Consider the following 25715-nt stretch of genomic DNA (forward strand, 5'->3'; position numbering starts at 1 on the left):
GCGCCTTACTTGGCCAGGGCGACGGCTTCTTCCGCCAGCTGTCGGGCCTGCTTGTAGTTATCCAGCGCCTTGCTGTTCCACGCGCCCTCGACGCCCGTCACCTGCTTGTTGGTCTCGGCGTTCTTCTTGTCGGACGTGAACAGCGCCAGAAAACTCTGGTCCTTGGCCATGGCTTCGGACACCAGCGGCGTGAACGCCAGAGCGCGGGCGCGCTTCAGGCGGCTGGCCGCTTCGGCGTTGGGCTTCTTGGCCAGGGCCGCGTCGGCCCCGTGGATGGCCTTCATCGCGGCCTGCAGTTCCTTGTGGCGGAAAGTGACGATCTGGTCGAACAAGGCCGTGACCAGGTAATAGCGCGAAGCCGACAGGTCGGGATCGAACTTCACCTTGGCGCGCTTGGCCACTTCCTGGGCATTGGGGTAGCCCGCGGGCAGCTTCATCTTGTCGGCCGGCAGCACCGGCAGACGCGACAACTGGGGCAGCGTCAGCAGCTCCTGGCCTTCGCGCGACAGCGAGAAGCTGATGAAACGCCGGGCTTCGCTGGTGTTCTTGCCGCCCGCGACCAGCGCGATGTTGGCCGGCACGACCGCCGTCACCGAGGGGTAGACAAACTCCACGGGAAAGCCCGAGTACTTGCCGCTGAGGCCGAAGAAATCGATCACCAGGCCGATGCCGAACTGCCCGTTGTTCACGCCGTCGGGCACGCCGAAGCTGCGCTCGGTGATGGCCGCCGAGTTGCCGGCGATCTGCAGCAGCTGGGTCCAGCCCTTTTCCCAGCCCTCGCCTTGCAGTATGGCCTCGACCGTCAAATGCGTCGTGCCCGAGCGGGACGGCGAGCTGACGGCCACATGGCTGAAGTAGATCGGCTTGACGAGATCGGCCCACTCGGCCGGGGCCGGCAGCTTCTTGGCCGCCAGATAGCGCGTATTCCACATCAGGCCGTAGCCGCCCAGGGCCTGGCCCAGGTAGAAGCCGTCAGGGTCATTCACCGGATAGCCCGCGATGTCCTTGGGCATGGCCGGATTGGCGAGGTCGGCAATCGGCTCCAGCAGCTTGCCCCGGCTCAGCACTTCAAAGGCATCGGGCGCCGAAGCCCAGAAGATGTCGGGCCGCTGCCCCGGGCTCAGCTCCCGCACATAGGCCACGCCCGAAGCCGTGCTCTTGTTGAGAATCTCCAGCTTGATGTCCGGATTCGCCTTTTCAAAGGCCGTCTTGTAGGCCTGCGTCAACTCCTTGGGAAAGGAAGTCACCACCGACACGGTACCGGCCTGGGCCAGAACGGCGGACATGGACGCCAGCGCAAGCGCAGCAGCCTTGAAGAAGGGACGAATGGTCATTGTTGTCTCCTGGTGTAATGCGGCCCATGCTCGGCACAAGCGGCGGCAACGTCCAATCAGACTTTGTGATGCGGCCTATCAAAGCCAGCGCGCGCCTCTGGGGCGGGCCCTGCGCAAGCCGCCGACTGCGGGAAAACCTGGAGCCCGGCCGGCTCATTCCGTCGCGCCAGCTGCCCAGGGCGGCGCCTGCAGCGCCTGCACCAGAAAATCCACCAGCCGGCGCACTTTCAACGGCAGCTGCTTGCGCGTGGGATAGACGGCGAAGATGCCCAGCTCGGCCGCGCGGAACTCGGGCATCAGCTCGACCAGCGCGCCGCTGCGCAGGTCTTCGTGCAGCAGAAAATCCGGCTGCAGGATGATGCCCTGGTGGGCCAGGGCCGCGGCCCGGCAGGTGTCGCCGTTGTTGGCGTGGATGCGCGCGTGCGTGCGCACCGCGACTTCGCCCTGGGGGCCCGCAAAGCTCCAGACATCGCCCGCCGACCAGTAGCTGTAGGAAACCACATCGTGGCGCGCGAGATCGTGCGGATGGAGCGGCGTGCCGTGCTCGGCCAGATAGGTTGGTGAAGCGCACAGCACGATGCGCGTGCGCGCCAGGGCGCGGCTCACCAGGCTGGAGTCGGGCAGCCGCGCGATGCGCACCGCCAGGTCGTAGCCTTCCTCGACCAGATCGACCACGCGGTCCGACAGCACGATTTCCAGCGTCACCTGCGGGTTCTGGGCCGCGAACTGCCCCCACAGCGGGGCCAGGTACATGGCGCCGAAAGTGTGGGGCGCGCCTATGCGCAGCCGCCCCTGGGCCAGCCCGGTGCTGGAGCCGACTTCGGCCTCGGCCTCCTGCACCGCCTGCAGCACTTCCTTGCAGCGCTGGTAGTAGGTCTGGCCTTCGCCGGTCAGCGACAGGCGGCGCGTGGTGCGCTGCAGCAAACGCGTTCCCAGATGCGCTTCCAGCTCGCCCACATGGCGCGAGACCGCGGGCTTGGACAGGCCGGTGGCCTCCATGGCGCCGACAAAGCTGCCGGCCTCGACCACGGCCGTGAAAGTCTTCATGGCTTGTAGAACGTCCATAGTCTCGAATTTCAAAACAATCTGTGAAGCATAACGCTGTTTATCTCCTGATCCATTCCCAATAAAGTACCTCCATGCCCGCCCACTAGCGCGGCCGTCCCATTCAGCCCACGCCAAGGAATTGCCATGAAGATCCCCGCCCTGTTCGTTTCGCACGGTGCCCCCCTGTTCGCGCTGGAGCCCGGCCAGGCCGGCCCGCGGCTGCAGGCTGTCGGTGAGCGCCTGCTGGCCCTGCCCGGGCTGCGCGCCGTGCTGGTCGTCTCGCCCCATTGGCGCACGCGCGGCCTGCGCCTGGGCGCCAGCGCGCAGCCCGCCACGGTCCACGACTTCGGCGGTTTTCCCGCGCCGCTGTATGCGCTGCAATACCCGGCCGCGGGCGCACCCGAGGTGGCGCAGGAAGTGGCCGCGCTGCTGGCCCGGTCGGGCGTCCCCGCGGAACTGGTCCACGATCAGGGCCTGGACCATGGCGCCTGGGTGCCGCTGATGCACCTGCTGCCCGGCGCGCCCCTGCCCGTGCTGCAGCTGTCATTGCCCCTGGAACTGCGCGCCGCCGATGCCCTGGCCTTGGGCCGCCTGCTGGCACCGCTGCGCGACCTGGGGGTGCTGATCCTGGGCTCGGGCAGCCTGACCCACAACCTCTACGAGTTCACGCCGAAAGAAACCGCCGCTCCCGCCGCCTACGTGGATGAATTCGTGCAGTGGATACGCCGCGCCGCCGTCACGCACGACGACGCCGCGCTGGTCGATTGGCGCGGCGCCCCGCACAGCCAGCGCGCCCACCCTTCGGACGAGCACTATCTGCCGCTGCTGATCGCCGCCGGGGCCAGCAGCGCGAACGAGCCCGTGGAAGTCATCGATGGCGGCGTGACCTATGGCGTGCTGTCCATGGAAGGCTATGTGTTCGGGGATCTGCCGGGCGCGCCCACCCAGGTCTGAGTTTTTGTGGCTGAATGCATGACTGCCGCGTCCAGGTCCGAGCAATTCGCGCCGGCCTGGAGGCATGAAGCAATGTCTGTTGATCCACAAGGAGTTATGCATGATTTTGGAAGTCGTCGACATCCGCATCCAGCCCGGCCAGCAGGCCGCATTCGAGCAGGCCGTGCGCGCAGGCATCGCCACGGCCATCGCGCCCGCCAAGGGCTTTAACCGCTACGAACTGCGCCACGGCATTGAATCGCCCGAACGCTATCTGCTGCTGATCCACTGGGAAACGCTGGAAGACCACACCGAAGGCTTCAGGAATTCGCCCGCCTTCGCCCAGTGGCGCGGCCTGGTCGGCCCGTTCTTTGCCCAGCCGCCGCTGGTCGAGCATTTCGCGGCCTGCGCCCGATGAGCGACGCGCCCGTCCCCGCCCCGCGCGGCGCCAGTCGCACCGCCGTGGGCGTTGCCGCGCTGCGTTGGCTGCACCAGTCCGTCGACGGCGAGCCCAAGGTCCTCGACGACCCCATCTCCGGCCCGCTGCTGGGCGAGAGCATGCTGCGCACCGTGGCCGCCCATCTCGGCGACCCGCATGCCCCGGCCCTGCGCGAGCTGCGCGCCCACGTCGTGCTGCGCAGCCGCTTCTGCGAAGACCACCTGGCGGCGGCCGTGGCCCGCGGCGCGACCCAGCTCATCGTCCTCGGCGCCGGCCTCGACACTTTTGCCTACCGCCAGCCCGCCTGGGCGCGGCAGCTGCGCATCTACGAAGTCGACCACCCGGACTCGCAGGCGCAAAAACGCCATCTGCTGGCGCAGGCGCAGATCGCCATTCCCGACAACGTCGAGTTCGTCGCCATCGATTTCGAGCAGACCTCGCTGGCCGACGGCTTGAAGGCCGCGGGCGTGGATAGCAGCCGCCAGAGCTTCTTCTCCTGCCTGGGCGTGACCATGTACCTGACCGAAGTCGCTGTCGATGCCTTGTTCGGCCTGGTGGCGCGGTTCCCCGCGGGCAGCGAAATCGTCTTCACCTACCAGCCCGAAGCCCAGGCGGCCGAATCGGCGCTGGGCCGACGGGTGGGCGCGCTGGGCGAGCCCTGGACCTACCACATCTCTCACCGCAGCCTGGCGCGCAAGCTCAAAGCGCTGGGCTTCCAGGCCCTGGAGGAACTCGCGCCGCGCGCTGCCCAGGCGCGCTACTTCCAGGACAGAACCGACGGCCTGCGTGCGCCATCGCGGCGGGGCATTGCGGCGGCCGTGGTGGGCGTGGCGCCGCAATAACTCGGCCGACCACGGCGTCAGCGCCAAGGCATTGCCCAGCACCGGGCGGTGCAGGACCTTTTGACCGGCCCGGCCCGGCCAGGCCCGGCCGGGCCGAATGGAAACTAGCTGCGGTTCCAGGCCGCCATCAGCATCCTGTCGGCATCGTCATCGCCTGCATTCTTGCCCTTCGGCTTCAGCGGGGGCACTGGCGGCGCTTTCTCCAGGCCCACCCGTTTCGCTGCAGCGCCCGGCGCCGGCGTCTTCGCCAACAGACCGCCCAGCAGCACCCGATAGAACTCCTGGAACGCCTCTTCGATGGTCAGATCGGCCTGGGCCAGAAAGGCCGGGCGGCGCAGGCGCAGCGCGGCGCCCAGAATGAGTTCCGACACCACTCGCCCGTGGCAGGCGACGAAGACGCCTTGGCGCACGCCTTCATCCACCAGTTGGGACAGGCGCATGGTGCGCGTCTGCTGGTAGGCGTCGAAGCAGGCCCGGGCCGGATCGGAATCTTCCACGTCCTTGAGGAACGGCACGCTGATGCGGCCGGCCGCGCGCACGCCCACGCTGAGGTAGGCAGCCAGCGCCGCGGTCAACTCCTGTTCCTTGCCGATCAGTGCTTCGCCCTCGTCCAGGATGCCGCGAAAGAAGCGCTCCACCGCCACGCAAAACAGTTCTTCTTTCGTCGCCGCGATGTCGTAGAGCCGCCGGCGCGAACAGTGCAGGCGCGCGGCCATCTCGCCCACCGTCAGGCTGCTGATCCCTTCCGCCAGCAGCAGCTGGGTGAGTTCATCCAGGAATTCGTCGGATGTGAGCGTTTTTCCCATGGGGGTTTTTCCTAGCAAATAACGGTACCAAATGCATTGACTTGGTACCAATCGAGTCGTCCAATGGGTACCAACAAAGATGCAATGGTACCAAGGAGACGACATGCACAAGACCGCCGCCACCGCCGATGATCCTACCGGCCCCCCTTCCTCCAGCGGCCGCCCGCGCAGGCCTTGGAGTGGCCGCCCTGTGGAAGAAGTCATCGGCGTGGCCGTCATGGCGGCGCTGGTGCTGATCACCTTGACCAACGTGCTGATCCGCTACTTCAGCAGCCAGTCCTTCGCCTGGACCGAAGAGATCTCCGTCTTTCTGCTGGTGGTCATGACGCTGGCCGGCGCGGCCATCGCCGCGGCCCAGGATGCCCACATTCGCATCGAGTTCTTCTATGCCCGCGGCTCCCTGCGCCGTCGGCAATGGCTGGGAGCCCTGTCGGCCGGAGGCACCGCCGCACTCTTTGCCTTGCTCATGGTCCTGCTGGTGCGCACGGCCTGGTCCGAGTTCGAGTTCGGCGAGACCACGACCGGGCTCGGCGTGCCGCGCTGGTGGTATACGGCCTGGATGCCGCTGCTGGCCTTCATCGTCGTGCTGCGCGCCCTGGTCAACGGCTGGCGCCAGGCGAATGCCAAGGCCTTGCAGGCCGAGGAGGCAGCGTGATCGGCAGCTTTCTCATCGTCGGTTTCCTCGCGCTGATGCTGGCGGGCGTGCCCATTGGCGTTGCCATGGGTCTGGCCGGCTCGGCGGTGGTCATGCTCATGGGCGGCGACATGCCCTGGTTCGGGCTGTTCACCCTGCAGCAAAGCTTTGACGCCAGCATCGCCAAGTACCCGCTGCTCGCCCTGCCCATGTTCGTGCTCGTCGGCTGTGCCTTCGACCGCTCCGGCGTGGCCACCCGCATGGTCAATTTCGCCACCGCCGTGCTGGGCCGCGGCCCGGGCATGCTGCCCATCGTCGCCATCTGCGTGGCCATGCTGCTGGGCGGCATTTCCGGCTCGGGCGCCGCGCTGGCGGCCGCCATCGGCGGCGTGATGATCGAAGCCATGCGCCGTGCCGGCTATCCACCAGCCTTCTCGGCCACGGTGATCGGCTCGGCCACGGCCACCGACATCCTCATCCCGCCGTCGCTGGCCTTCGTGATCTACAGCATCATGGTGCCGGGCGTGTCCCTGCCCGAGCTGTTCGCCGCCGGCATGCTGCCCGGCGTGCTGGCGGGCGTGGCCTTGATCGTGCCCGCCTGGTGGCTGTCCCGGCGCCACGGCTTCGGCGCCGCCGAAGCACAGCTGCCGCGCCCGCCGTTCTGGAAAAGCCTGCGCGAAGCCAGCTGGGGACTGGTCACTCCCGTGCTCATCCTGGGCGGCATGCGCGCCGGCTGGTTCACGCCGACCGAAGCGGCCGTGGTGGCTGCGGCCTACGTGCTGTTCATCGGCCTGTGCATCCACAAGACCATAGGACTGCAAGACCTCTACGACATCTTCGTCGACAGCGTGCGCGTCTCGGCGGTGATCATGATCATCCTGGGCTTCGCCGGCGTGTTTGCCTACTGCATCAACACCATCGGCCTGGCCGACCCCATCGTCCACTGGTTCCGCGCGCTGGGCCTGGGACCCATAGGCACGCTGATCGTCGTGCTGATCGTGCTCAAGCTCATCGGCATGTTCCTCGATGGCGTCTCGGTGTTCATGGTGTTCCTGCCCCTGCTGCTGCCCTTGATCAAGTTCTACGGCTGGGACCCGGTGTGGTTCGGCGTGCTGGTGACCATGGTCATCGCCCTGGGACAGTTCACTCCGCCGCTGGCCGTCAACCTGCTGGTGTCCTGCCGCCTGGCCAACGTGCCGATAGAGAAAACCTTGCCCTGGGTGGGCTGGTTCATGCTGAGTTTTGCCCTGGCCATCGCCGCCGTGCTCGCCTGGCCGCAGATCGCCCTGTGGCTGCCCAAGGCGGTCGGTTACTGACCATTTCCCCTCATCCCCTTCCACAACCCTCACCGGAGACCAGCCCCATGATCCAACGTCGCCATCTGCTCGCCAGCACCTGCCTCGCCGGCCTCGGCATCGCCCCGCTTGCGCGTGCGCAAAGCAGCTACAAGAGCGAGTACCGCCTGTCGCTCGTCGTCGGCCCGGGCACGGCCTGGCACGCGGGCGCGGAGCAGTTCGCCAAGCTGGTGCGCGAGCGCACGGCCGGGCGCATCAATCTGCGGCTGTATCCGGGCTCCAGCCTGGTGCAAGGCGCCCAGGACCGCGAACTTTCGGCGCTGCGCCAAGGCGCCATCGATGTGCTGGTCGGCCCCTGCGTGAACTGGTCGGGCACGGTGAAGGATTTCGCGGCTTTCTCCCTGCCCTATCTCATGCCCGACGCCAAGGCCGTGGATGCCGTGCTGGCCTCCGATGCCTTGAACCAGGACTTCTACGCCATCATGCGCCGCGCCGGCATAGAGCCTCTGGCCTCGGGCGAGTACGGCAATATGCAGCTGATCAACGCCAAGCACCGCCTCGCCCAGCCCCGCGACATCGCGGGCATGAAGATCCGCGTCGTGGCCTCGCCCATGCAGCAGGACATCATGAATGCCATGAAGGCCAACCCGACCAGCATGTCCTGGGCCGATGCCCAGTCCGCGCTGGCCTCGGGCGCCGTGGACGGACTGATGCTGACGCTGGAGCAGGTGCAGGCCTACAAGGTGCCCAGCCTGGGCCAGAAGTACATCTCCCGCTGGAACGCCATCAACGAGCTGATCCACTTCGCCGTGGCCAACCCGGTGTTCAAGACCTGGACCCCCGAAGACCAGCAGATCGTGCGCGGTGCGGCCAAGGATGCGGCCGCCGAGCTGACACGGCTGGTGCGCAAGAGCGCGGCCAGCGACGAGCTGCTCAAGCAGCAGGGCGTCGAGGTCTACATCCCCACGGCCACGGAAATGGCCGAATGGAAAGCCGTGGTCCGCACGCCCTACGACAAGTGGAAAGCCAGCATCAACCCGGGCCTGATCACCAAGATCGAGCAAGTCGTCGCCCAATCGGCCAAGGCCTGAACCCCGCACAGCCATGAATCTGATCGACTTCTTCGACGCCGGCGTCACCAGCCACCCCGATGCGCCCTGCTTTGCCGACTGCGGCAGCGACGCCCCCGCCATCCGCTATGCCCAGGCCGGCGCCCTGACCTGCCAGATCGCCCGCGGGCTGCAGGCCCTGGGCTTGCCGCCGGGCTTTCATGGCGCCGTGCTCAGCGGCAACGCCGGCACGGCGTTCACCGCGCTGCTGGGCATTCTGCGCGCCCAGGGCGTGTGGCTGCCGGTCAATGCGCGCAACAGCGCGGACAGCAACCTCGAGTTCCTGCAGGACATGGACTGCGACGTGCTGTTCTACCAGGCGCACTACGCCGACCAGGTGGCGGCCATCCGCGCCAAGCTCCCGCGCATCCAGCACTTCATTGCACTGGAGGACGCCGCCGGACCCGATCTGTCGGTGAACCGCCTCATCCAAGGACATTCGGGGGACATGTTCTCCTCCCCCCCCAATCCCCAGGCCCTGGCCATGATCATGGGGACCGGCGGCACCACGGGCCGCTCCAAAGGCGTGATGCTGAGCAATCGCAACGTGATGACCACCTTTGCCAACCACATGTCGGTGATGCAGATCACCGGGCGCATGACGGTGCTGGCCGCGGCGCCCATCACCCACACGGCGGGGCTGGTGTCCCTGCCCTTCATGGCGCGGGGCGCGCGCGTGCTGCTGATGGACGGCATCGACCCGCAAAACCTGCTCCAGGTCATCGCCCGGGAGCGGGTCAGCATGCTGTTCCTGCCGCCCACTGTGATCTACACCCTGCTGGCCCAGCCCAATGTGCGTGAGTTCGACTTCTCCGCCCTGCGCTACCTGATGTATGGCGCCGCGCCCATGTCGCCCGACAAGCTGGCCGAAGCCATCGACGTCTTCGGCCCCGTCATGCTGCAGATCTACGGCCAGGCCGAAGTGCCCGGCGCCATTTCCGTGCTCACGCTGGAAGACCACCTGATCGACGGCCAGGTGGCGCCGCGCCAGCGGCTGCTGAGCGCGGGGCGGCGCTTTCCCTTCACGCGCGTGGCCATCATGGACGACGACGGCCAACTGCTCACCCAAGCGGGCGCCGTGGGAGAAATCGTGGCCCAGGGCGACATCGTGACCCGGGGCTACTACAAGAACCCCGAAGCCACGGCCGAAGTCCAGCGCCACGGCTGGCACTGCACAGGCGATGTGGGCTACTTCGACGACCAGGGCTTTCTGTTCATCGTCGACCGCAAGAAAGACATGATCGTCACCGGCGGCTTCAACGTCTTTTCCTCGGAAGTCGAAGCCGCGGTGATGGCCCATCCGGCCGTCAAGGACTGCGCCGTCATCGGTGTACCCCACGAGAAATGGGGCGAGTCCGTCAAGGCCGTGGTCGAGCTGCGGCCCCAGCAGTCGCTGGCGCCCGAGGAGCTGATCGCGTTCGTCAAAAACCGCCTGGGCAGCGTCAAGGCGCCCAAGGATGTGGAAATCGTCGCGCAATTGCCGCGCAGCAGCGTGGGCAAGGTGCTCAAGAAGGAAGTCCGCAAGCAGTACTGGCAAGACCAGGAGCGGATGGTCTCCTGAACTGCGGCCCTGCCCCTCCATTTTCGAGAAGGAAACCCCATGCAAAACGAAGTTCTGGTGGCCGGTGTCGGCATGACCCCGTTCAGGAAACCCGGCGACAACCTGCCTTACCCGGAGATGGCCGCCCATGCGATCCGCCAGGCGCTGCAGGACGCGGGACTGGCCTATGACGCCGTGCAGGAAGTCTATGCCGGCTATGTCTATGGCGACTCCACCAGCGGCCAGCGCGCCGTGTACGAGGTCGGCATGACCGGCGTACCCATCATCAATGTCAACAACAACTGTTCCTCGGGCTCCACCGCCCTGTACCTGGCGCGCAAGGCCATCGCCAGCGGCGCCGCGGACTGCGTGCTGGCCGTAGGCTTCGAGCAGATGCCTCCGGGTGCGCTGCAAAGCCACTGGAACGACAGACCCGACCCGCTGGACCGTTTCAACGAGGTGGTCGAACAGACTTTCGGCCACGCGGTGCTGCCCATGGCCATCCGCTACTTCGCGGCCGCGGGCCAGGAGCATATGCAGCGCCACGGCACTTCGCTGGAAACCTTCGCCAGGATCCGCGCCAAGGCCAGCCGCCATGCCGCGCGCAATCCCCTGGCCTTGTTTCGCCGCGAAGTCACGCCCGAGGAAGTCCTGGCTTCGGCGGCCATCGTTCCCGGCGTGATGACCCGCCTGATGGCCTGCCCGCCCACTTGCGGCGCAGCCGCCACCCTGCTGATCAGCCGGCGCCTTGCGCAGAAACTGGGCCTGAATCCGGCCGTGCGCATCCTGGCCCAGTCGCTGACCACCGACAAGCCAGGGACTTTCGCCGACGGCACGGCGCGCGCCGTCGTCGGCTATGACGCAACGCGCGACGCAGCCCGACAGGTGTATGAGGCCGCCGGCGTAGCCCCCGGGGACGTCGATGTGTGTGAACTGCACGACTGCTTCACGCAGAACGAATTGCTCAGCTATGAAGCCCTGGGCTTTTGCGCCGAAGGCGAAAGCGAAGCTTTTGTGCGGGCCGACGCCAACACCTACGGCGGCGCGGTGGTCGTCAATCCTTCGGGCGGGCTGCTGTCCAAAGGCCATCCGCTGGGCGCCACAGGCCTGGCCCAGTGCTTCGAGCTCACGCACCAGCTGCGCGGCAGCGCCGAGGACCGGCAGGTGGACAACGCACGCATCGCCCTGCAGCACAACGCCGGTCTGGGCGGCGCCACCGTCGTCACGCTTTACGGCCGCGCCCACTGAGGCCGGCTGGACGGACCGGCCTTCAAACTGCCGCACAAGCCCCGCCCTATCGGTTCTAATGCGCGGGTATGTGAAGGAGTCAGAATGCTTGTCGAGACATCGAGCGCGCCCAGCGTGAAGCCGCAAGGACAGTGGCACCACGGCAATCTGCGGGAGTCCTTGGTCCATTGGGGGATAGAGCAGCTGCGTGAAGTCAGCCTGGACCATTTGAGCCTGCGGCAGATTGCCAAATCCGCCGGCGTCTCCGTGGGCGCGCCCTCGCACCACTTTGGCGACAAGGAAGGTCTGCTGGCCGCCATGGCCGCGCAGGGCTTCAGGGACTTGATCGCGCTGCGCCGCCACTGCCTGGCGCAGGTGCCCGCCGACGATCTGCCGGGCCGGCTGCATGCCGTGGTGCGCAGCTATATGGAGTTCGCCCAGGCCAATGGACCGCTGTTCGAGCTGATGTTCGGCCCCAGCCTGGGCAAGCGCACGCGCTACCCGGAGTTGGTGGCGCAAGGCAGGGTGTCGTTTCAGTTCTTTTGTGACGTGGTGCACCCCCTGCTGCCGCCGCCCGAGCACTGCGCCATGCCCGCGGCCGACGCGCTGCAAATGGTCTGGTCGTCCATCCACGGTCTGGCCATCTTGCGCGTGCACCGCTGCCCGCCGCCCATGAAGGCCAGCAAGTCCCGCACGCTGGACCACCAGGTGGATTCCATGACCCAGTTTTGCCTGGCGGCGATCGCGGGACTGCGCATAGAGTGAGACAGAAAACGGCTACTGTGCAACGGCACTGCGCTCTGATTTCCCACAATACCGGGGGCTTTCCCTAGGTTCCCCAGCCTGCTTTTGCGTCTTTTAAGCGGCTAAACTGAACACTGTTCAATTTAACGGTGGCGGCGAAATCGGAGCACAAATGTATCCAGCCTTGATCTTTGGGGACGCGCATTGGAGCCCGGCGGACATCGCGCTGTTGGCGGACCGTATCTCCCACAGCCTGCATGCCATGGGCGTGCAGGAAGGCGGCACGGTCGCGGCCATGCTCAAGAACAGCCCCAGCTATGTGGCCACCATCATTGCCTGCCGGCGCGCCGGCGTCTACCTGGTGCCCATCAACTGGCACTTCAAGGCCGGCGAAGTAGCCTTCCTGCTGCAGGACAGCGCAGCCCAGGTGCTGGTGGTGCACGAAGATCTGCTGGACGTGATTCACGCCGGCATTCCGGCCCAGGTCCAGCAGTTGGTGGTGCCGCTGCACGAAGCGCCCGGCGCCCCCACCGCGGCCTGGCCAGGTCTGGAGGGCGCGGCCCTGGCCGACAGCCAGCGCATTCCCTTCAACGCCGTGGTCTACACCTCGGGCACCACCGGCAAGCCCAAGGGCGTGCGGCGCCTGCCGGTCGCGCCCGAGCTGCGGGCCCAGGCCGATGCCGAGGCCGTGCTGGTGCCCAAGGCGGTGTATGGCACCACCGCCGAGTCGGTGGCCATGCTCAGCGCCCCGATGTACCACAGCGCCACGCTGTCCTTCGTCTCCCATGCCTGCGCCGTGGGCGCCACCCTGGTGCTGGAGCCCCAGTTCAAGGCCGAGCAGGCCTTGCAGCTGATAGAACAGCACCGCGTGACCCATGCCTATCTGGTGCCCACCATGTACCAGCGGCTGCTGGCCCTGCCCGCCGAAGTGCGCGCGCGCCATGACCTCGGTTCGCTGCTACAGGTGTCGTCCACCGGCTCGCCCTGCGCGCGCGACCTCAAGCAGCGCATGATCGCCTGGTTCGGCCCCATCATCACCGAAGCCTACGGCTCCAGCGAGGCGGGCTACACCACCTTCATCACCTCCGCGGAATGGCTGGCCAAGCCCGGCTCCGCGGGCAAGGCATTGGGCAGCGCCAGGCTGTCCATCGTCGGCGACGACGGCCAGGAGCTGCCGCGCGGAGAGATCGGCCTGATCTATGTGCGCCAGCCGGCCATGCCGGACTTCACCTATATCGGCCGCGAGGACGACCGACAGAAAATCGGCCGCGACGGACTGGTCACGCTGGGCGACATGGGTTTCATGGACGAAGACGGCTACCTGTTCATCTGTGATCGCAAGTCCGACATGGTGATTTCCGGCGGCGTGAACATCTACCCGGCGGAAGTCGAGGCCTGCATCATGACCATGCCCGAAGTCAGTGACGTGGCCGTGTTCGGCATTCCCGATGCGGAGTTCGGCGAGGCCATGGCCGCAGCCGTGCAGCTCAAGCCCGGTGCCACGCTGGCGCCGGCCACGCTCCAGGCGCGTTTGCGCGAGCAGATCGCCAACTACAAGATCCCCCAAACGATCACTTTTCACGACAGCCTGCCGCGTGAAGACACCGGCAAGATTTTCAAGCGCTTGCTGCGCGCGCCTTATTGGGCCGACGCCGACCGCCGCATCTGACCCCACCAGGAAACATCCATGGCCTTGCCTTCCATTCTTCAAGACAAGCTGCGCCTGCCCTTGATCGCAGCCCCCTTGTTCATCATCTCGACGCCGGAGCTGGTCATCGCCCAGTGCAAGGCCGGCATCGTGGGCTCGTTTCCGGCGCTCAACGCCCGGCCGGCCGAGCAGCTGAAAGTCTGGCTGACGCGCATCACCACCGAGCTGGCCGAATACGACCGCCAGCACCCCGACAAGCCTTCCGCGCCGTTTGCCGTCAACCAGATCGTGCACAAGAGCAATGACCGGCTGGAGCACGACATGCAGGTCTGCGCCGAGTTCAAGGTGCCCATCGTCATCTCGTCGCTGGGCGCGCGCAAGGAAATCAACGACGCCGTGCACGCCTGGGGCGGCATCGTGCTGCATGACGTGATCGACAACAAGTTCGCCAAGAAAGCCATAGAAAAAGGCGCCGACGGCCTGATCGCCGTCGCCGCCGGAGCCGGCGGCCACGCGGGCGCGCAGTCGCCCTTCGCGCTGATCCAGGAGATCCGCGCCTGGTTTGACGGCCCGCTGGCCCTGTCGGGCTCGCTGTCCAGCGGCCGCGCCATTCTCACGGCCCAGGTCATGGGCGCGGACCTGGCCTATATGGGCTCGGCCTTCATCGCCACGCAAGAGGCCAATGCCGTCGAAGGCCACAAGCAGATGATCGTGGAAAGCGCGGCCAACGATGTGGTCTACACCAACCTGATCACCGGCATACACGGCAACTACCTCAAGCCTTCGATGGAGCGCGCCGGCCTCGATCCCGCCAACCTGCCCACGGGCGACGCCAGCCAGATGAACTGGGGCGCGGACCGCGTCAAGCCCAAGGCCTGGAAAGACATCTGGGGCTGCGGCCATGGCATTGGCGCCATCCAATCGGTCCAGCCCGTAGGCCATTTCATTGATGGATTGACCCAGCAGTACCTTGCTGCGTGCCAATCCACCGGGCAACTCATCGCCAACCGCGCCTGAGTCCCGCATTCACCGACAACACAACGAGGAGACAAACCATGAATTCCAAGCGCATCGTTCTGAAGACCACCCTGGCCGTGATGGCCGCCAGCAGCCTGGGCATGCTTCCCGGCATGGCCGCGGCCCAGTCGGCCAAGACCATCCGCATGCTGCTGCCCCTGGCACCCGGCGGTGGCTCCGACACCCTGGGCCGCGCCGTCGCCATCGAAATGGGCAAGACGCTCAATGCCACCATCGTGCCCGAGAACAAGCCGGGTGCATCGGGCACGCTGGCCCTCAACGAAGTGATTCGCGCGCCGGCCACCAGCCCGACTTTCGGCCTGATCCTGGGCTCGACGATCTCGGTCGTGCCCCACCTGATGAAAGTGCCTTACGACAGCGTCAAGGGCATCAAGCCCATCGCGCAAATCGGCACCACGCCCATCGTGCTGCTGGTGAACAAGGAGCATCCGGCCAAGACGCTGGCGGAATTCGTGGCCATGAGCAAGCAAAAGCCGCAGAGCTTCGGCTCCTACGGCGCGGGCACGGCCAGCCACATCGTCGGTGAAGCCTTCGGCATGACGGCCGGCGTCAAACTGCTGCACGTGCCCTACAAGGGCACGGCGCCCGCGCTCAACGACCTGCTGGGTCGCCAGGTGGACTCGGTGGTCGCCGACTATGGCGCGGCCGGCCAGCATCTGGGCAAGGACGGCAAGCTGCGCGCCCTGGCCGCCACGGGAGTCAGCCGTGCGGAAGGTTTCCCGGATGTGCCTACGTTCGGCGAGCAGGGCTACCCGGCGATGAATGAGCTGGTGGGCTGGATCGGCCTGGCGACTTCGGCCACCACCTCGGACGAGCAGGTCGCCGCATGGGCCAAGGCGGCCGCCGGCGCCGTCCAGGTCCCAAGCGTGCGCCAGCGCCTGATCTCCTTTGGCTACGTCCCCACGGGCACCCACGGCAAGGACTTCGAGAAAATCGTCGCAGCCGAGCCCATCCGTTGGGGCGCCTTGATCAAGGCCGCCAACATCACGCTGGAAAACTGACCCGCCCCCTGAGGCCCCACGGAGGCAGCTGCGGCTGCCTCTTTTTCATGGTCTTGCGGCAGCGCCGAGTGCCGCAGTGCGTGTCGGTTGCGCTGCTCAAATAATTGCATATACAATGATTGCAACCACAACCATAAGGACGAGACCATGAACACCGCCACCCCAGAAAACGCCGCCGCCCAGTGGGAAGCGCAAAAGCAAGCCGTTGTTGACCACATGGAGGCCGGCGGCGGGCATCCGGGCGTGGCCGCGCTGACCCAGGTACAGGGCAAGAGCGGCCTGGAGATCATGCAGGCCATGCTGGCTGGCGCCCTGCCCTACCCGCACATCGCGCAGACGCTGGACTTCGCGCTGATCGAAGTCGCCCACGGCCAGGCTGTTTTCCAGGGCACGCCCCAACTCAAGCACTACAACCCCATGGGCAGCGTGCACGGCGGCTGGTTTGCCACCATGCTCGACTCGGCCCTGGGCTGCGCCGTGCACACCACGCTGCCCGCGGGCAGCGGCTACACCACAGCCGAGCTGAGCGTGAACATCGTGCGCGCGGCGAGCGCCGCCACGGGCCCGCTGCGCGCCATCGGCCGGGTCGTGCACACCGGCCGCCAACTGGCCACGGCCGAAGCCCGCATCGTCGATGCCATGGGCAAGCTCTACGCCCACGGCACCACCACCTGCCTGGTGTTCGCGGCCAAGGCCGCGGGCTAAAGCCGCTTGCGCATCAAGGCATTGGGAATCGTGACCCCGTCGCGCACCACCTCGCGGCGCTCGACCAACTCGAAGCCGTGGTGCGCAAAAAACGGCTGGGCCGTCAGACTGACATCGGCGGTCAGCTCGGTCAGGCCCAGCGTTTGCGCCTGCGCGTGGATGCGCTGCATCAAGCGCGCGCCTATGCCCTGCCGGGCATGCTGGCCGCAGACGAAGAAGTGGTCGATATAGCCGTTGGGCTGCACATCGGCATAGCCGACGATCTGGCCGCCCTGCTCCGCGACAAAGGGGCGCAGCGCGCGCATGTGCTCGGCCCAGCGCGCGCCATCGATGTAGTCCGGCGCCCAGGCCGCGAGTTGCTCGGGGCTGTAGTCGCGCGCGGCGGTCTGGTGCACGGCGGAGTAGAACACGGCCAAAAGCGCGGGCGCGTCGCCCGGGACGAAACGTCGAATTTTCATGCCGCCGATCTTAAACACCGGCCTTGGTACTTTCTTGCACCTATCGCGCGCAGCGGTATCGCGAATCCGCTCTAATGAGACATTGCGCAAAGGGAACTCTGTAATGACAAGCAAGACGTCGCTGGACAAGTCGAAGATCAAGTTTTTACTGCTGGAAGGTATCCACCCCAGCGCCCTGCAGTTGCTGCACAACGCGGGCTACACCAACGTCGAATCGGTCACCGGCGCGCTGCCGCCCGAAGAACTGGAGCGCAAGATCGCCGACGTGCACTTTGTCGGCATACGCTCGCGCACCCAGCTGACCGAAGCGGTCTTCCAGGCCGCGCAGAAGCTGGTCGCCGTGGGGTGCTTTTGCATAGGCACCAACCAGGTCGATCTGGACGCCGCGCGCCAGCGGGGCGTGGTGGTGTTCAACGCTCCTTATTCCAACACCCGCTCCGTGGCGGAGTTGGTGCTGGGCGAAGCCATTTTGCTGCTGCGCGGCGTTCCCGCCAAGAGCGCGGCGGCCCACCGCGGCGGCTGGCTCAAGACGGCCGACAATTCCTACGAAATCCGCGGCAAGACCCTGGGCATCGTGGGCTACGGCTCCATCGGCACCCAGCTGTCGGTGCTGGCCGAGGCCCTGGGCATGCAAGTCGTGTTCCACGACGTCATCACCAAGCTGCCGCTGGGCAATGCCCGCCAGGCCGCCTCGCTGCAGGAACTGCTGGCCGTCAGCGACATCGTCACGCTGCACGTGCCCGAGCTGCCCTCCACGCAATGGATGCTGGGCGCTGCCGAGATCGCCGCCATGAAGCCCGGCGCCATCCTCATCAATGCCTCGCGCGGCACCGTGGTGGAGATCGATGCGCTGGCCGCCGCCCTGCAGTCCGGTCACTTGCACGGTGCCGCCGTCGACGTGTTCCCGGTCGAGCCGCGCACCAACAAGGACGAGTTCCTCTCGCCGCTGCGCGGCCTGGACAACGTCATCCTGACGCCGCACATCGGCGGCTCCACCATGGAGGCCCAGGCCAATATCGGGCTGGAAGTGGCCGAGAAAATGGTCAAGTACAGCGACAACGGCACCACCACTTCGGCGGTGAACTTCCCCGAAGTGGCGCTGCCGGCCCACCCCGGGCAAAAACGCATACTGCACGTGCACCACAACGTGCCCGGCGTGCTGTCGGCCGTCAACCAGGTGTTTGCGCAGCACGGCATCAATATCGCCGGTCAATACCTGCGCACGGATGAAAAACTGGGCTACGTGGTGATGGACATCGCCGCGGACACGGCGAATGTGCCCATGGCGCAACTCACGGCCATTCCCGGCACCATCCGCTGCCGCGTGCTGTTCTAAGCCGCAGGCCACAACGAAAAAAGGAGCGCATCGTGCGCTCCTTTTTTTTGCCGGAACGGCCCCTGGGGGCCGGCCCTTACTTCGCGCCGCCGCTGGCCTTGGACACGTAGTGCGCCAGCGCCTGGATCTGCGCTTCGCTCAGGCTAGCCGCGTACGAAGGCATCTGACCGATGCCGTCGCGCAGCGCCTTGGCCACGCGCTGGGCGTTGGGCTTGAGGTCGTCCAGAACGGGGCCGACAGCGCCGCTGGCGTCGGCATCCGCCAGCGTATGGCACAGCGCGCAGGCGGGCACGGCGTTTTGCGAGAACAGCGCCTTGCCCGCATCGAACTGGGCTGCATCACCGGCGGCCATGGCCGGCAGGCAGATCACAAAACCCAGGCACAGGGCCGCTTGTCGCACATTCATCTTCATGGGGAAACTCGCTTCAATCACTTGTTGTTATGGGGAAAGCTCAACCGCGCGGGCCTCAGCCCACGTTCACCGTCACCGCATGGTCGGCCCAGCTGGTGTTGTTGTAGCCGGCGGCATTTTCCATGCGCTGCTCGGGCTGGACATTGCCCCAGGCGTCCGTGGCACGGCTGACCAGCACATGCTGGCCGGTCGTCAGGCGTGCGTCCAGCACGAACTGGCGCCATGCGTACTTACCCAGATCGGGGCCCACCAGGCGCGCCTCTTTCCAGTTCTTGCCGCCGTCGATGGAGACTTCCACGCGCTTGATGGCATGCATGCCGCCAAAGGCCACGCCCGCAATCTGCGCCCGGCTCTGCTGCAGCGGCGCGCTGTCGGGCGCGGGGAAGTTGATCCAGGACTTGACGGTCATTTCCTGCACCGAAGGCTGGTTGGGTTCGCCCTTGCCGCCGGGTGGGGAGATGCGGTAGCCGTGCGACATGATCTTCGCATCGGTTTCCTGCAGCGTGAAGGCCAGGCGCTTGATGTACTTGATGTTGTTGACACCGGTGTAGCCGGGCACGATCAGGCGCAGCGGACCGCCGTGGGCCAGCGGAATCGGCTCGCCGTTCATTTCCCAGGCCAGCAGGGCGTCGCCCATGGCCGACACGGGCACCGAGCGCTCGACGATGATGCTCTTGGGATCCAGGCCGGCAGGCAGCTTTTCACCGCCGGTGCCGGTCAGGAAGCGCATGCCGCGTTCCAGGCCGCCCAGGGCCTCGGCCACCGCACGCACCGGAACGCCGCTCCAGACCACGCAGCCGGCCGCACCCACGGTCCAGGGCGTGCCGCTGGGCTTGCTGGGGAAGAACGCACGGCCATTGCCCGAGCACTGCAGCACCATCGCCACGGTTTCCAGGCCCATGGTCTTGAGTTCGCGCAGCGTCACCGTGCGTGGCTTGCCCACGCCTTCGATGCTGATCTCCCAGGCATCGCGGTTGGCCACGATGGACGCATCGGGCGTAGGCAGGTTGTTTCGGATGTACAGCTGATTGGTCGGCGTGATCACGCTGGTGCCAAAGGCGCTGCGCTTGGTCTCGATGGTCGTGCCGCTGTGCACGATGACGCTGCTGGCGTCCTTCCAGGAGAAGGCCGCGGGCAATGGCTTGGCCTGTGCCGCCGCGCCGGAACTCCAGGTCGACAAGCCGACCGTGGCCAGGGCACTTGCGCTCCCCACCAGCAGGTGGCGGCGGCTCAGGGCTGCGGGCAATGCGGGAGTGGTTTGTGGGTTATGCATGGACATGTGGGTCTCCTTTTTCTAATCAATGACAAGCGGCCGATGGTAACGGTCTGTGACAACGAGAAACGGCTCACGGGCGCAAAAGAATCGCCGCCAGTACAAAGCCAGCCATCCACAGCGTTTCGACCAGCAGCAGCGCAAAAGGCCTCCAGCCCGCACGGGCCAGTTGCCGGAACGAAGTCTTCATGCCCAGCGCGGCGATGGCGATGACCAGGCAGCCACGCGAAATATCGCTCAGGCCCGTCTGCACCATGGCCGGCACGGCGCCCACGGAGTTGATGACCACCAGGGCCACGAACACCCACAGGAACCAGGGCACCAAGGCCTGCTTCTTGCCCGCGGCGGCGTCACCGCTTTCTTCGCGCTGGCGCTTGAACAGGCTGGAGACCACGATCACGACCACGGCCAGCATGGACACGCGGAACAGCTTGACGATGGTGGCGTAGTCGCCGGTTTCCTGGTTCAGCATGAACCCTGCCCCCACGACCTGGGCCACGTCGTGGATGGTGCCGCCCAGGAACAGGCCGGCCAGCTCGGGCGGCAGGTGCAGCAGACGCGCGATCAACGGATAAATCACCATGGCCAGGGTGGACAGCACGGTCACCGTCACCACCACCATCAGCGTGAAGCGTTCGCTGTCCTTGTTGCGCGGCAACACCGCCGAAATCGCCAGCGCCGCCGACGCACCGCAAATCGCCACCGCACCGCCCGACAGCACGGATTGCGCGCGGTTCAGGCCCAGCGCACGGCCCAGGAAGACCCCGCACAGCAGCGTGGTCACGACGGCGGCAATGACGATGGCCGCCGTGCTCCAGCCCAGGCCCATGATCTGGCTGGCCGTGATGCGCGCGCCCAGCAGGCCCACGCCCAGGCGCAGAACCGCGCGCGAACAGAACTCGATGCCGGGCTTGATCTTGGCGTCGTAGCTCAGGAAGTGGAACGCCACGCCGAAGAACAGTGCATACAGCAGCTGGGGTCCGCCATGCAAGGTGGCCACCAGCGTGGCCGCCATCGCAATCACGCCCGACAGGCCGACGCCAGGAAACAGGTACAGCAGGCGCTGGAACAAGCCGGAGGGAGGCATGTCCGCAACGGACTGGGGGGACAAGGAATGGGACACGGCGAATCTCTTTGAAACAGTGGCGCAAGAGCGCATGGGAGGGCTGGTCCCTCTATGCATTTGATAGTACGAAAAAGTCATAAAGGAAAAAAGCACATAATTCAGCTAACAATGATCGATAAAACCAATCAGCAAGCCTTCCAGCGCCTGCGCCTGAACCTGCGTCAACTGGAAGTCTTTCTGGCCACGGCGCGCGGCGGCAGCACACGCGCGGCGGCCGATCGCATCGCGCGCTCGCAATCCGCAGCCAGCACGTCGCTGGCCGAACTCGAAACCGCGCTGGGCGTCGAGCTGTTCGACCGCATAGGCCGGCGCTTGCAGCTCAACGAGAACGGTCGCGCCCTGTTGCCCAAGGCCCAGGCCCTGGTCGATCAGGCGGCCCAGATGCAGGACTTGTTCACCGACGCGCACGCCGCGCCGCTGCGCGTGGCGGCCAGCTTCACCATCGGCGAATACCTGCTGCCCAGCCTGGTCTCGCGCTGGACGCAGTTGCACCCGCAAAGCAAGATCCAGCTGCGCATTGGCAATACCAGCGAAGTCATCGATGCCGTCGCCGCGCTGGACGTGGACCTGGGCTTCGTGGAAGGCTCGCAGACGCATTCCGACCTGCTGACCCAGCCCTGGCGCGACGACGAGATGGTGATACTGGCGGCGCCCCGGCACCCGCTGGCCCACCAATGCGCCACGGCCGAACAACTGGCCCAGGCCACCTGGGTGCTGCGCGAGCACGGCTCGGGCACCCGCCAGACCGCGGACGAATGGCTGCTCAAGAACCTGGAGCAGGTGCGCATAGGCTTCGAGCTGGGCAGCAACGAAGCCATCAAGCGCGTGGTCGCGGCCGGCGACGCCCTGGGCTGTCTGTCGCGCTACGCCGTGGAGCAAAGCGTGGCCGACGGCCACCTGGTCGAACTGCAAACCCAGCTGCCCAAGGCCTACCGCAAGCTGGCCATCGTGCTGCACCGCGAGAAAAAACTGGGCCGTGCGGCCACGGATTTTCTGGCGCATTGCAGCGCCACCGGCTAGCGCGGCCGCCATTGAATGCTTGGCATACCCCAGAGGTCCCTGTACCCTCTGGGGACGAATCCTCGTCCTGATCATTGCCCGAGGTGCTTGCGCACGTTTTCTCACCACCAGCCGATGACCTTCCACTTTCCCGCGCGCCGATGGCTTCTTTGCCTGTTTGTCCTGCACTCGCCCTTGCAGGCCGCCGAGGGCGTTGCAGGTCTGAGCTTCGCGCAAGCCCATGCGGCGCTGCTGCAGTACTCCGACCAGTTGGCGGCATCACGCATGGCTGTGGACAGCGCGCGCTTGCGCCGCGAAGGCATGCAAGGCCTGGGCGGGCCGTCCCTGGCCGTCACCGGCCTGGCGTTTCGTTATGCGGCCAATGCCGATATCGACCTGGACCCGGCCCGTCGTGCGCTGGCCGGCGCCGTAGGCCAGTTGCCGCCGCCGATCGGCGGCATCATCTCCAGCCTGCCCTCGCTGCCCAGCAACTACAACCTGCAGCGCAAGGATACGGTGACCTCGGCCCATCTTTCCGCCGTATGGCCGGTGTACATGGGCGGATTGTCGGATGCGGTGCGCGGCGAGCTCGACGGTCTGGCCGACGAGGCCCTGGCGAATGCGGCCACCGACGCCGACAAGCTCAACACCTTGCTGGTGCAGCGCTACTTCAGCACGCAGCTGGCCGAGCGTGCCGCCGCGCTGCGCCTGCGCGCGCTCGAAGGCGTGCGCGCCCACGATGACGCCGCCCAGCGCATGCTGCAGGCCGGCGTGATCGCCCGCGTCGAGCGCCTGCAGGCCGGCGCGGCGCTGGCCGATGCCAACCAGCAGTGGCTCAAGGCACGCGACACCGCCCGCCTGGCCCGCAGCGCGCTGGCGCGCACCGTGCACGCCACGGCCGACATACAGCCCAGTTCGGCCTTGTTCGTCAGCAGCCAGCCGCTGCCGGATCTGGCCTTGTTCATGGAGGCGGCACAGCAGCACCACCCGGGCCTGTCCAAGGTCGCGGCCAAGCAGTTGCAGGCGCAGTCGCTGCATGCGGCCTCTGAAGCGCTGCGCAAACCCCAGGTCCTGGCCTTCGGGCTGCGCGAAGTCAACAACACCGGCAAACCCAACTGGGTCGCCGGCATGGCCGTGCGCTGGACGCTGTGGGACAGCATAGACCGTGACAAACTCGCCGCGGCCGGCCAGCGCAGCGTGGACCAGGCGAAGCTGACCGATGCCCAGGTGCGCTCGGACATCGCCCTGCTGGTCGAAAAGAACTGGCTCGCGGTCGAGGAAGCCCGCAACCAGTACCTGTCCGGCCAGGCCCAGGAAGACCTGGCGCGTGAGCTGCTGCGCCTGCGCACCGCCGGCCTCAAGGAAGGCACCAGCACCACGCTGGATCTCATCGATGCCCAGCTCAATCTGGTCAAGGTGCAGACCGAACGCGCCTCCTCCGCCCACCAGTATGTGCAGTCACTGGCCGCCCTGCTGGAAAGCACGGGCCAGACCGAGCAATTCACCCAATACATGGCCCGTGCCGACATCCAAATCACCGCTGACGCTCCATGAATACGCCCCTGCCTCCTTCCACTCCCGCTGTCTCTCCCACCCCACCGCCCGCCCGTCCTGCGCGCCTGGGCACATGGCTGGCCCTGGTGGTCGCGGCGGCCGTGCTGCTGTTCATCGTCTGGGGCTTCTGGAAAGGCGCGCAGCCGCCGGCCCCGTATTTCCAGGGGCAGATGGAAGCCCGTGAAGTCGACATTGCCCCCAAGGTCACGGCCCGCATCAGCAAGGTGCATGTGCGCGAAGGCCAGAAAATCCAGGCAGGCGATCTGCTGATCGAAATGGACAGCCCCGAAGTGCAGGCCAAGCTGGCCCAGGCCGAGGCGGCCAAGGCCGCGGCCCAGGCGGTGGCGCAAAAAGCCCAGAACGGCGCGCGCCCGCAGGAAGTGGAGATGGCCAAGCAGAACTGGCAGCGCGCCCAGGCGGCAGCCGAGCTGGCCAAGACCTCGTATGACCGGGTGCAAAGCCTGTTCAACCAGGGCCTGGTGGCGGCCCAGAAGCGCGACGAAGCCCAGACCAACTGGCGCGCGTCCGCCGCGCAGGCCCAGGCGGCCCGTGCCCAGTACGACATGGTCGCCAGCGGCGCCAGACCCGAGGACAAGACCGCGGCCGAGGCCCAGGTGCGCCAGGTGGATGGCGTGATCGCCGAAGCCCGCGCGGCCGAAGCCGAAACCCAATTGCGCAGCCCCGTCGGCGGCGAAGTCGCCAATATCCTGGCCAAGGTGGGTGAGCTGTCGCCCGCGGGCGTGTCCGTGGTCAGCGTGGTGAACCTGCAAGACCAGTGGGTGGTGCTGAATGTGCGCGAGGATTTCCTGCAGCGCTTTGCCGTGGGCAGCAAGTTCACCGCCCGCCTGCCTGCGCTGGGCCGCAGTGCCGAATTCGAAGTGCATTACCTGGGCGTGCTGCCCGACTTCGCCACCTGGCGCGCCACGCGCGGCAGCCAGGGCTTTGATGCGCGCACGTTCGAAGTGCGCGCGCGCCCCGTCCAGCCCATAGAAGGGGCCCGCCCCGGCATGTCGGTGATCCTGGAAGGCGGCGCGTGAGCATGCTGCGCAGCCTGCGCCGCGAGTGGCAGCTGCTGCGCGCGCGCCCCTGGGATGCGGCCATGGTGAGCTGGGTGCCGCTGCTGGCCATGGCGCTGCTGTGCTGGATTTTTTCCTCCGGCCAGCCCTACCGGCTGCCGATCGCTGTCTGGAATGAAGACCACTCCGCGCTGTCGCGCCAGCTCGAACGCATGCTGCAGGCCACTCCCGGGCTGGAAGTGCGCGCCGCGGTGCAGAACGCCCAGGAAGCAGCCCATGCCCTGCAGCGCATGGAAGTCTACGGCGTGGTCCACATCCCGGCCGACACGATGCGCGACGTCAAGCGCGGCGGCAGCGCCACCGTGACCCTGCTGCACAACGCCCAGCTGGGCACGGCGTCCAGCTTGCTGCAACGCGACCTGAAACAGGTGGTGGGCACGCTCTCGGCGGGCGTGGAAATGCAGGCCCGCGCCAAACGCGGCGATCCGCAGCAGGCGCTGCAAGTGCGCATGGAGCCGATCCGCACGCAGTTGCTGGCCTTGTTCAATGTCTCCACCAATTACGAGCAATTCCTCACGGCCGCGCTGGTGCCGGCGCTGCTGCATGTGCTGGCCATGACCGCCGGCGCCTGGTCCGTGGGCCGCGAGCTGCGCGACCGCAGCGTAGGCCAGTGGCTGCGGCCCGCGGGCCGGCCGGCGGGCGCGCTGCAGGTGCTGGGCGCCCTGGCTGGCAAGCTGCTGCTGCCCGCCGCGCTGCTGTGGGCCAGCGCCCAGGCCTGCCTGCTGTACCTGGCCGAAGTGCGCGGCTGGACCGTGGCCGGCAGCATGGCCTGGATTTCCGTGGCCCTGGCGGCCCTGGTACTGCTCAGTCTGGCCATGGGCGCGGCGCTGGCCGCGGTCACGCTGTCGCTGCGCACGGCCTTGTCGGGCGCGGGCCTGCTGTCGGCGCCGGCCTTCGCTTTCAGCGGCGTGAGCTTCCCCTTGCTGGCCATGGGCACGGGCGCGCGCGACTGGGCCGAATCCATGCCCTACACCCACTACGCCCGCCTGCAACTGGAGCAGTGGCAGATGGGCGCGCCGATCGCGCACTCGCTGCCCGTGGTCTGCGGCCTGCTGCTGGCCACGCTGGTGCTGCTGGCCGTGAGCACGGCCGGCCTGCTGCGCGGCCTCAAGCACCCCGAAAAATGGGGCGCGCGCTGA

General features: G+C 66.9%; 25 protein-coding genes. 18 read left to right on the forward strand and 7 right to left on the reverse strand.

The genetic code is table 11. The features are described 5' to 3' along the window. Positions 1-5: 5 nt before the first annotated feature. Both N0K08_RS09015 and N0K08_RS09020 read right to left on the reverse strand, forming a co-directional pair. Positions 6-1334: an ABC transporter substrate-binding protein gene (locus N0K08_RS09015; RefSeq protein ID WP_408642925.1), complete on the reverse strand. Its 1329-nt coding sequence runs from the start codon at positions 1332-1334 to the stop codon at positions 6-8. A 153-nt stretch (positions 1335-1487) separates the two neighbouring features. Continuing rightward, positions 1488-2399 (reverse strand): LysR family transcriptional regulator, encoded by a 912-nt coding sequence (locus N0K08_RS09020; protein WP_261499906.1) that lies wholly within the window; start codon positions 2397-2399, stop codon positions 1488-1490. A 126-nt stretch (positions 2400-2525) separates the two neighbouring features. Between N0K08_RS09020 and N0K08_RS09025 the strand changes: the two genes are divergently transcribed. The 3 genes from N0K08_RS09025 to N0K08_RS09035 all read left to right on the forward strand — a co-directional run bounded on the left by N0K08_RS09025 (position 2526) and on the right by N0K08_RS09035 (position 4595). Beyond that, positions 2526-3335: a dioxygenase family protein gene (locus N0K08_RS09025; protein ID WP_261499908.1), complete on the forward strand. Its 810-nt coding sequence runs from the start codon at positions 2526-2528 to the stop codon at positions 3333-3335. 100 nt (positions 3336-3435) lie between these two features. Continuing rightward, on the forward strand, positions 3436-3732 hold the full coding sequence (locus tag N0K08_RS09030; RefSeq protein WP_261499910.1) for an antibiotic biosynthesis monooxygenase family protein: 297 nt from the start codon (positions 3436-3438) through the stop codon (positions 3730-3732). Further along, positions 3729-4595, forward strand: coding sequence for a class I SAM-dependent methyltransferase (locus N0K08_RS09035; RefSeq protein WP_261499911.1), 867 nt, complete (start codon positions 3729-3731; stop codon positions 4593-4595). Before N0K08_RS09030 ends, N0K08_RS09035 begins: the two co-directional genes overlap by 4 nt. A 104-nt stretch (positions 4596-4699) precedes the next feature. Here N0K08_RS09035 and N0K08_RS09040 read toward each other — a convergent pair whose 3' ends face one another. Continuing rightward, positions 4700-5401 carry a TetR/AcrR family transcriptional regulator gene (locus N0K08_RS09040; RefSeq protein ID WP_261499912.1) on the reverse strand — a complete coding sequence of 234 codons (702 nt, stop codon included), beginning with the start codon at positions 5399-5401 and terminating at the stop codon, positions 4700-4702. Between the two features lie 103 nt (positions 5402-5504). Between N0K08_RS09040 and N0K08_RS09045 the strand changes: the two genes are divergently transcribed. The 10 genes from N0K08_RS09045 to N0K08_RS09090 all read left to right on the forward strand — a co-directional run bounded on the left by N0K08_RS09045 (position 5505) and on the right by N0K08_RS09090 (position 16342). Then, positions 5505-6056, forward strand: a complete 552-nt coding sequence (locus N0K08_RS09045) for a TRAP transporter small permease (protein WP_261499913.1) — start codon at positions 5505-5507, stop codon at positions 6054-6056. After that, on the forward strand, positions 6053-7351 hold the full coding sequence (locus tag N0K08_RS09050; protein WP_261499914.1) for a TRAP transporter large permease: 1299 nt from the start codon (positions 6053-6055) through the stop codon (positions 7349-7351). The genes N0K08_RS09045 and N0K08_RS09050 overlap by 4 nt, the downstream gene beginning before the upstream one ends. A gap of 47 nt (positions 7352-7398) precedes the next feature. Continuing rightward, positions 7399-8421 carry a TRAP transporter substrate-binding protein DctP gene (dctP, locus tag N0K08_RS09055; RefSeq protein WP_261499915.1) on the forward strand — a complete coding sequence of 341 codons (1023 nt, stop codon included), beginning with the start codon at positions 7399-7401 and terminating at the stop codon, positions 8419-8421. 13 nt (positions 8422-8434) lie between these two features. Next, positions 8435-10000: an AMP-binding protein gene (locus N0K08_RS09060; protein WP_261499916.1), complete on the forward strand. Its 1566-nt coding sequence runs from the start codon at positions 8435-8437 to the stop codon at positions 9998-10000. 39 nt (positions 10001-10039) lie between these two features. Further along, complete coding sequence (locus N0K08_RS09065; RefSeq protein ID WP_261499917.1) at positions 10040-11227, forward strand: lipid-transfer protein; 1188 nt, start codon at positions 10040-10042, stop codon at positions 11225-11227. A gap of 84 nt (positions 11228-11311) precedes the next feature. Next, positions 11312-11971 carry a TetR/AcrR family transcriptional regulator gene (locus N0K08_RS09070; RefSeq protein ID WP_261499918.1) on the forward strand — a complete coding sequence of 220 codons (660 nt, stop codon included), beginning with the start codon at positions 11312-11314 and terminating at the stop codon, positions 11969-11971. Positions 11972-12122: 151 nt separating this feature from the next. Then, positions 12123-13619 (forward strand): AMP-binding protein, encoded by a 1497-nt coding sequence (locus N0K08_RS09075; protein ID WP_261499919.1) that lies wholly within the window; start codon positions 12123-12125, stop codon positions 13617-13619. Positions 13620-13637: 18 nt separating this feature from the next. Continuing rightward, positions 13638-14615 carry an NAD(P)H-dependent flavin oxidoreductase gene (locus tag N0K08_RS09080; RefSeq protein WP_261499920.1) on the forward strand — a complete coding sequence of 326 codons (978 nt, stop codon included), beginning with the start codon at positions 13638-13640 and terminating at the stop codon, positions 14613-14615. Positions 14616-14653: 38 nt separating this feature from the next. After that, entirely contained in the window at positions 14654-15637 is a 984-nt protein-coding gene (locus N0K08_RS09085) for a Bug family tripartite tricarboxylate transporter substrate binding protein (RefSeq protein ID WP_261499922.1), read from the forward strand. 147 nt (positions 15638-15784) lie between these two features. Continuing rightward, positions 15785-16342 carry a PaaI family thioesterase gene (locus N0K08_RS09090; protein ID WP_261499924.1) on the forward strand — a complete coding sequence of 186 codons (558 nt, stop codon included), beginning with the start codon at positions 15785-15787 and terminating at the stop codon, positions 16340-16342. Here the strand turns inward: N0K08_RS09090 and N0K08_RS09095 are convergent. After that, positions 16339-16800: a GNAT family N-acetyltransferase gene (locus tag N0K08_RS09095; RefSeq protein ID WP_261499926.1), complete on the reverse strand. Its 462-nt coding sequence runs from the start codon at positions 16798-16800 to the stop codon at positions 16339-16341. The two genes, N0K08_RS09090 and N0K08_RS09095, sit on opposite strands and share 4 nt — an antisense overlap. A gap of 103 nt (positions 16801-16903) precedes the next feature. Here N0K08_RS09095 and serA point away from each other — a divergent pair, with 103 nt between their 5' ends. Beyond that, positions 16904-18136, forward strand: a complete 1233-nt coding sequence (gene serA, locus N0K08_RS09100; RefSeq protein WP_261499927.1) for a phosphoglycerate dehydrogenase — start codon at positions 16904-16906, stop codon at positions 18134-18136. A gap of 76 nt (positions 18137-18212) precedes the next feature. On the opposite strand, the gene sorU is transcribed toward serA, so the two are convergent. From sorU to N0K08_RS09115, 3 genes are all read right to left on the reverse strand, one after another. Then, complete coding sequence (sorU, locus tag N0K08_RS09105) at positions 18213-18548, reverse strand: SorU family sulfite dehydrogenase c-type cytochrome subunit (RefSeq protein ID WP_408642926.1); 336 nt, start codon at positions 18546-18548, stop codon at positions 18213-18215. A gap of 55 nt (positions 18549-18603) precedes the next feature. Next, positions 18604-19821 (reverse strand): SorT family sulfite dehydrogenase catalytic subunit, encoded by a 1218-nt coding sequence (gene sorT / locus N0K08_RS09110; RefSeq protein WP_261500480.1) that lies wholly within the window; start codon positions 19819-19821, stop codon positions 18604-18606. A 73-nt stretch (positions 19822-19894) separates the two neighbouring features. Then, entirely contained in the window at positions 19895-20908 is a 1014-nt protein-coding gene (locus N0K08_RS09115) for a YeiH family protein (RefSeq protein WP_261500481.1), read from the reverse strand. 147 nt (positions 20909-21055) lie between these two features. Here N0K08_RS09115 and N0K08_RS09120 point away from each other — a divergent pair, with 147 nt between their 5' ends. From N0K08_RS09120 to N0K08_RS09135, 4 genes are all read left to right on the forward strand, one after another. Next, positions 21056-21967 carry a LysR family transcriptional regulator gene (locus N0K08_RS09120; RefSeq protein ID WP_261499928.1) on the forward strand — a complete coding sequence of 304 codons (912 nt, stop codon included), beginning with the start codon at positions 21056-21058 and terminating at the stop codon, positions 21965-21967. 114 nt (positions 21968-22081) lie between these two features. Then, entirely contained in the window at positions 22082-23500 is a 1419-nt protein-coding gene (locus N0K08_RS09125) for a TolC family protein (protein ID WP_261499929.1), read from the forward strand. Next, entirely contained in the window at positions 23497-24537 is a 1041-nt protein-coding gene (locus N0K08_RS09130; RefSeq protein WP_261499930.1) for an HlyD family secretion protein, read from the forward strand. Before N0K08_RS09125 ends, N0K08_RS09130 begins: the two co-directional genes overlap by 4 nt. Positions 24538-24539: 2 nt before the next feature. Beyond that, entirely contained in the window at positions 24540-25715 is a 1176-nt protein-coding gene (locus tag N0K08_RS09135; protein ID WP_261500482.1) for an ABC transporter permease, read from the forward strand.

The sequence above is a fragment of the Acidovorax bellezanensis genome (assembly GCF_025421555.1).
In the GTDB taxonomy this organism is placed as follows: Bacteria; Pseudomonadota; Gammaproteobacteria; order Burkholderiales; family Burkholderiaceae_C; genus Comamonas; species Comamonas bellezanensis.

Excerpts from the sequence above, each read along its gene's own strand:
- N0K08_RS09015 (WP_408642925.1), bottom strand. The coding sequence starts at position 1,334 with ATGACCATTCGTCCCTTCTTCAAGGCTGCTGCGCTTGCGCTGGCGTCC.
- N0K08_RS09020 (WP_261499906.1), bottom strand. The coding sequence starts at position 2,399 with ATGGACGTTCTACAAGCCATGAAGACTTTCACGGCCGTGGTCGAGGCC.
- N0K08_RS09025 (WP_261499908.1), top strand. The coding sequence starts at position 2,526 with ATGAAGATCCCCGCCCTGTTCGTTTCGCACGGTGCCCCCCTGTTCGCG.
- N0K08_RS09030 (WP_261499910.1), top strand. The coding sequence starts at position 3,436 with ATGATTTTGGAAGTCGTCGACATCCGCATCCAGCCCGGCCAGCAGGCC.
- N0K08_RS09035 (WP_261499911.1), top strand. The coding sequence starts at position 3,729 with ATGAGCGACGCGCCCGTCCCCGCCCCGCGCGGCGCCAGTCGCACCGCC.
- N0K08_RS09040 (WP_261499912.1), bottom strand. The coding sequence starts at position 5,401 with ATGGGAAAAACGCTCACATCCGACGAATTCCTGGATGAACTCACCCAG.
- N0K08_RS09045 (WP_261499913.1), top strand. The coding sequence starts at position 5,505 with ATGCACAAGACCGCCGCCACCGCCGATGATCCTACCGGCCCCCCTTCC.
- dctP (WP_261499915.1), top strand. The coding sequence starts at position 7,399 with ATGATCCAACGTCGCCATCTGCTCGCCAGCACCTGCCTCGCCGGCCTC.
- N0K08_RS09060 (WP_261499916.1), top strand. The coding sequence starts at position 8,435 with ATGAATCTGATCGACTTCTTCGACGCCGGCGTCACCAGCCACCCCGAT.
- N0K08_RS09065 (WP_261499917.1), top strand. The coding sequence starts at position 10,040 with ATGCAAAACGAAGTTCTGGTGGCCGGTGTCGGCATGACCCCGTTCAGG.
- N0K08_RS09070 (WP_261499918.1), top strand. The coding sequence starts at position 11,312 with ATGCTTGTCGAGACATCGAGCGCGCCCAGCGTGAAGCCGCAAGGACAG.
- N0K08_RS09075 (WP_261499919.1), top strand. The coding sequence starts at position 12,123 with ATGTATCCAGCCTTGATCTTTGGGGACGCGCATTGGAGCCCGGCGGAC.
- N0K08_RS09080 (WP_261499920.1), top strand. The coding sequence starts at position 13,638 with ATGGCCTTGCCTTCCATTCTTCAAGACAAGCTGCGCCTGCCCTTGATC.
- N0K08_RS09085 (WP_261499922.1), top strand. The coding sequence starts at position 14,654 with ATGAATTCCAAGCGCATCGTTCTGAAGACCACCCTGGCCGTGATGGCC.
- N0K08_RS09090 (WP_261499924.1), top strand. The coding sequence starts at position 15,785 with ATGAACACCGCCACCCCAGAAAACGCCGCCGCCCAGTGGGAAGCGCAA.
- N0K08_RS09095 (WP_261499926.1), bottom strand. The coding sequence starts at position 16,800 with ATGAAAATTCGACGTTTCGTCCCGGGCGACGCGCCCGCGCTTTTGGCC.
- serA (WP_261499927.1), top strand. The coding sequence starts at position 16,904 with ATGACAAGCAAGACGTCGCTGGACAAGTCGAAGATCAAGTTTTTACTG.
- sorU (WP_408642926.1), bottom strand. The coding sequence starts at position 18,548 with ATGAAGATGAATGTGCGACAAGCGGCCCTGTGCCTGGGTTTTGTGATC.
- sorT (WP_261500480.1), bottom strand. The coding sequence starts at position 19,821 with ATGCATAACCCACAAACCACTCCCGCATTGCCCGCAGCCCTGAGCCGC.
- N0K08_RS09115 (WP_261500481.1), bottom strand. The coding sequence starts at position 20,908 with ATGCCTCCCTCCGGCTTGTTCCAGCGCCTGCTGTACCTGTTTCCTGGC.
- N0K08_RS09120 (WP_261499928.1), top strand. The coding sequence starts at position 21,056 with ATGATCGATAAAACCAATCAGCAAGCCTTCCAGCGCCTGCGCCTGAAC.
- N0K08_RS09125 (WP_261499929.1), top strand. The coding sequence starts at position 22,082 with ATGACCTTCCACTTTCCCGCGCGCCGATGGCTTCTTTGCCTGTTTGTC.
- N0K08_RS09130 (WP_261499930.1), top strand. The coding sequence starts at position 23,497 with ATGAATACGCCCCTGCCTCCTTCCACTCCCGCTGTCTCTCCCACCCCA.
- N0K08_RS09135 (WP_261500482.1), top strand. The coding sequence starts at position 24,540 with ATGCTGCGCAGCCTGCGCCGCGAGTGGCAGCTGCTGCGCGCGCGCCCC.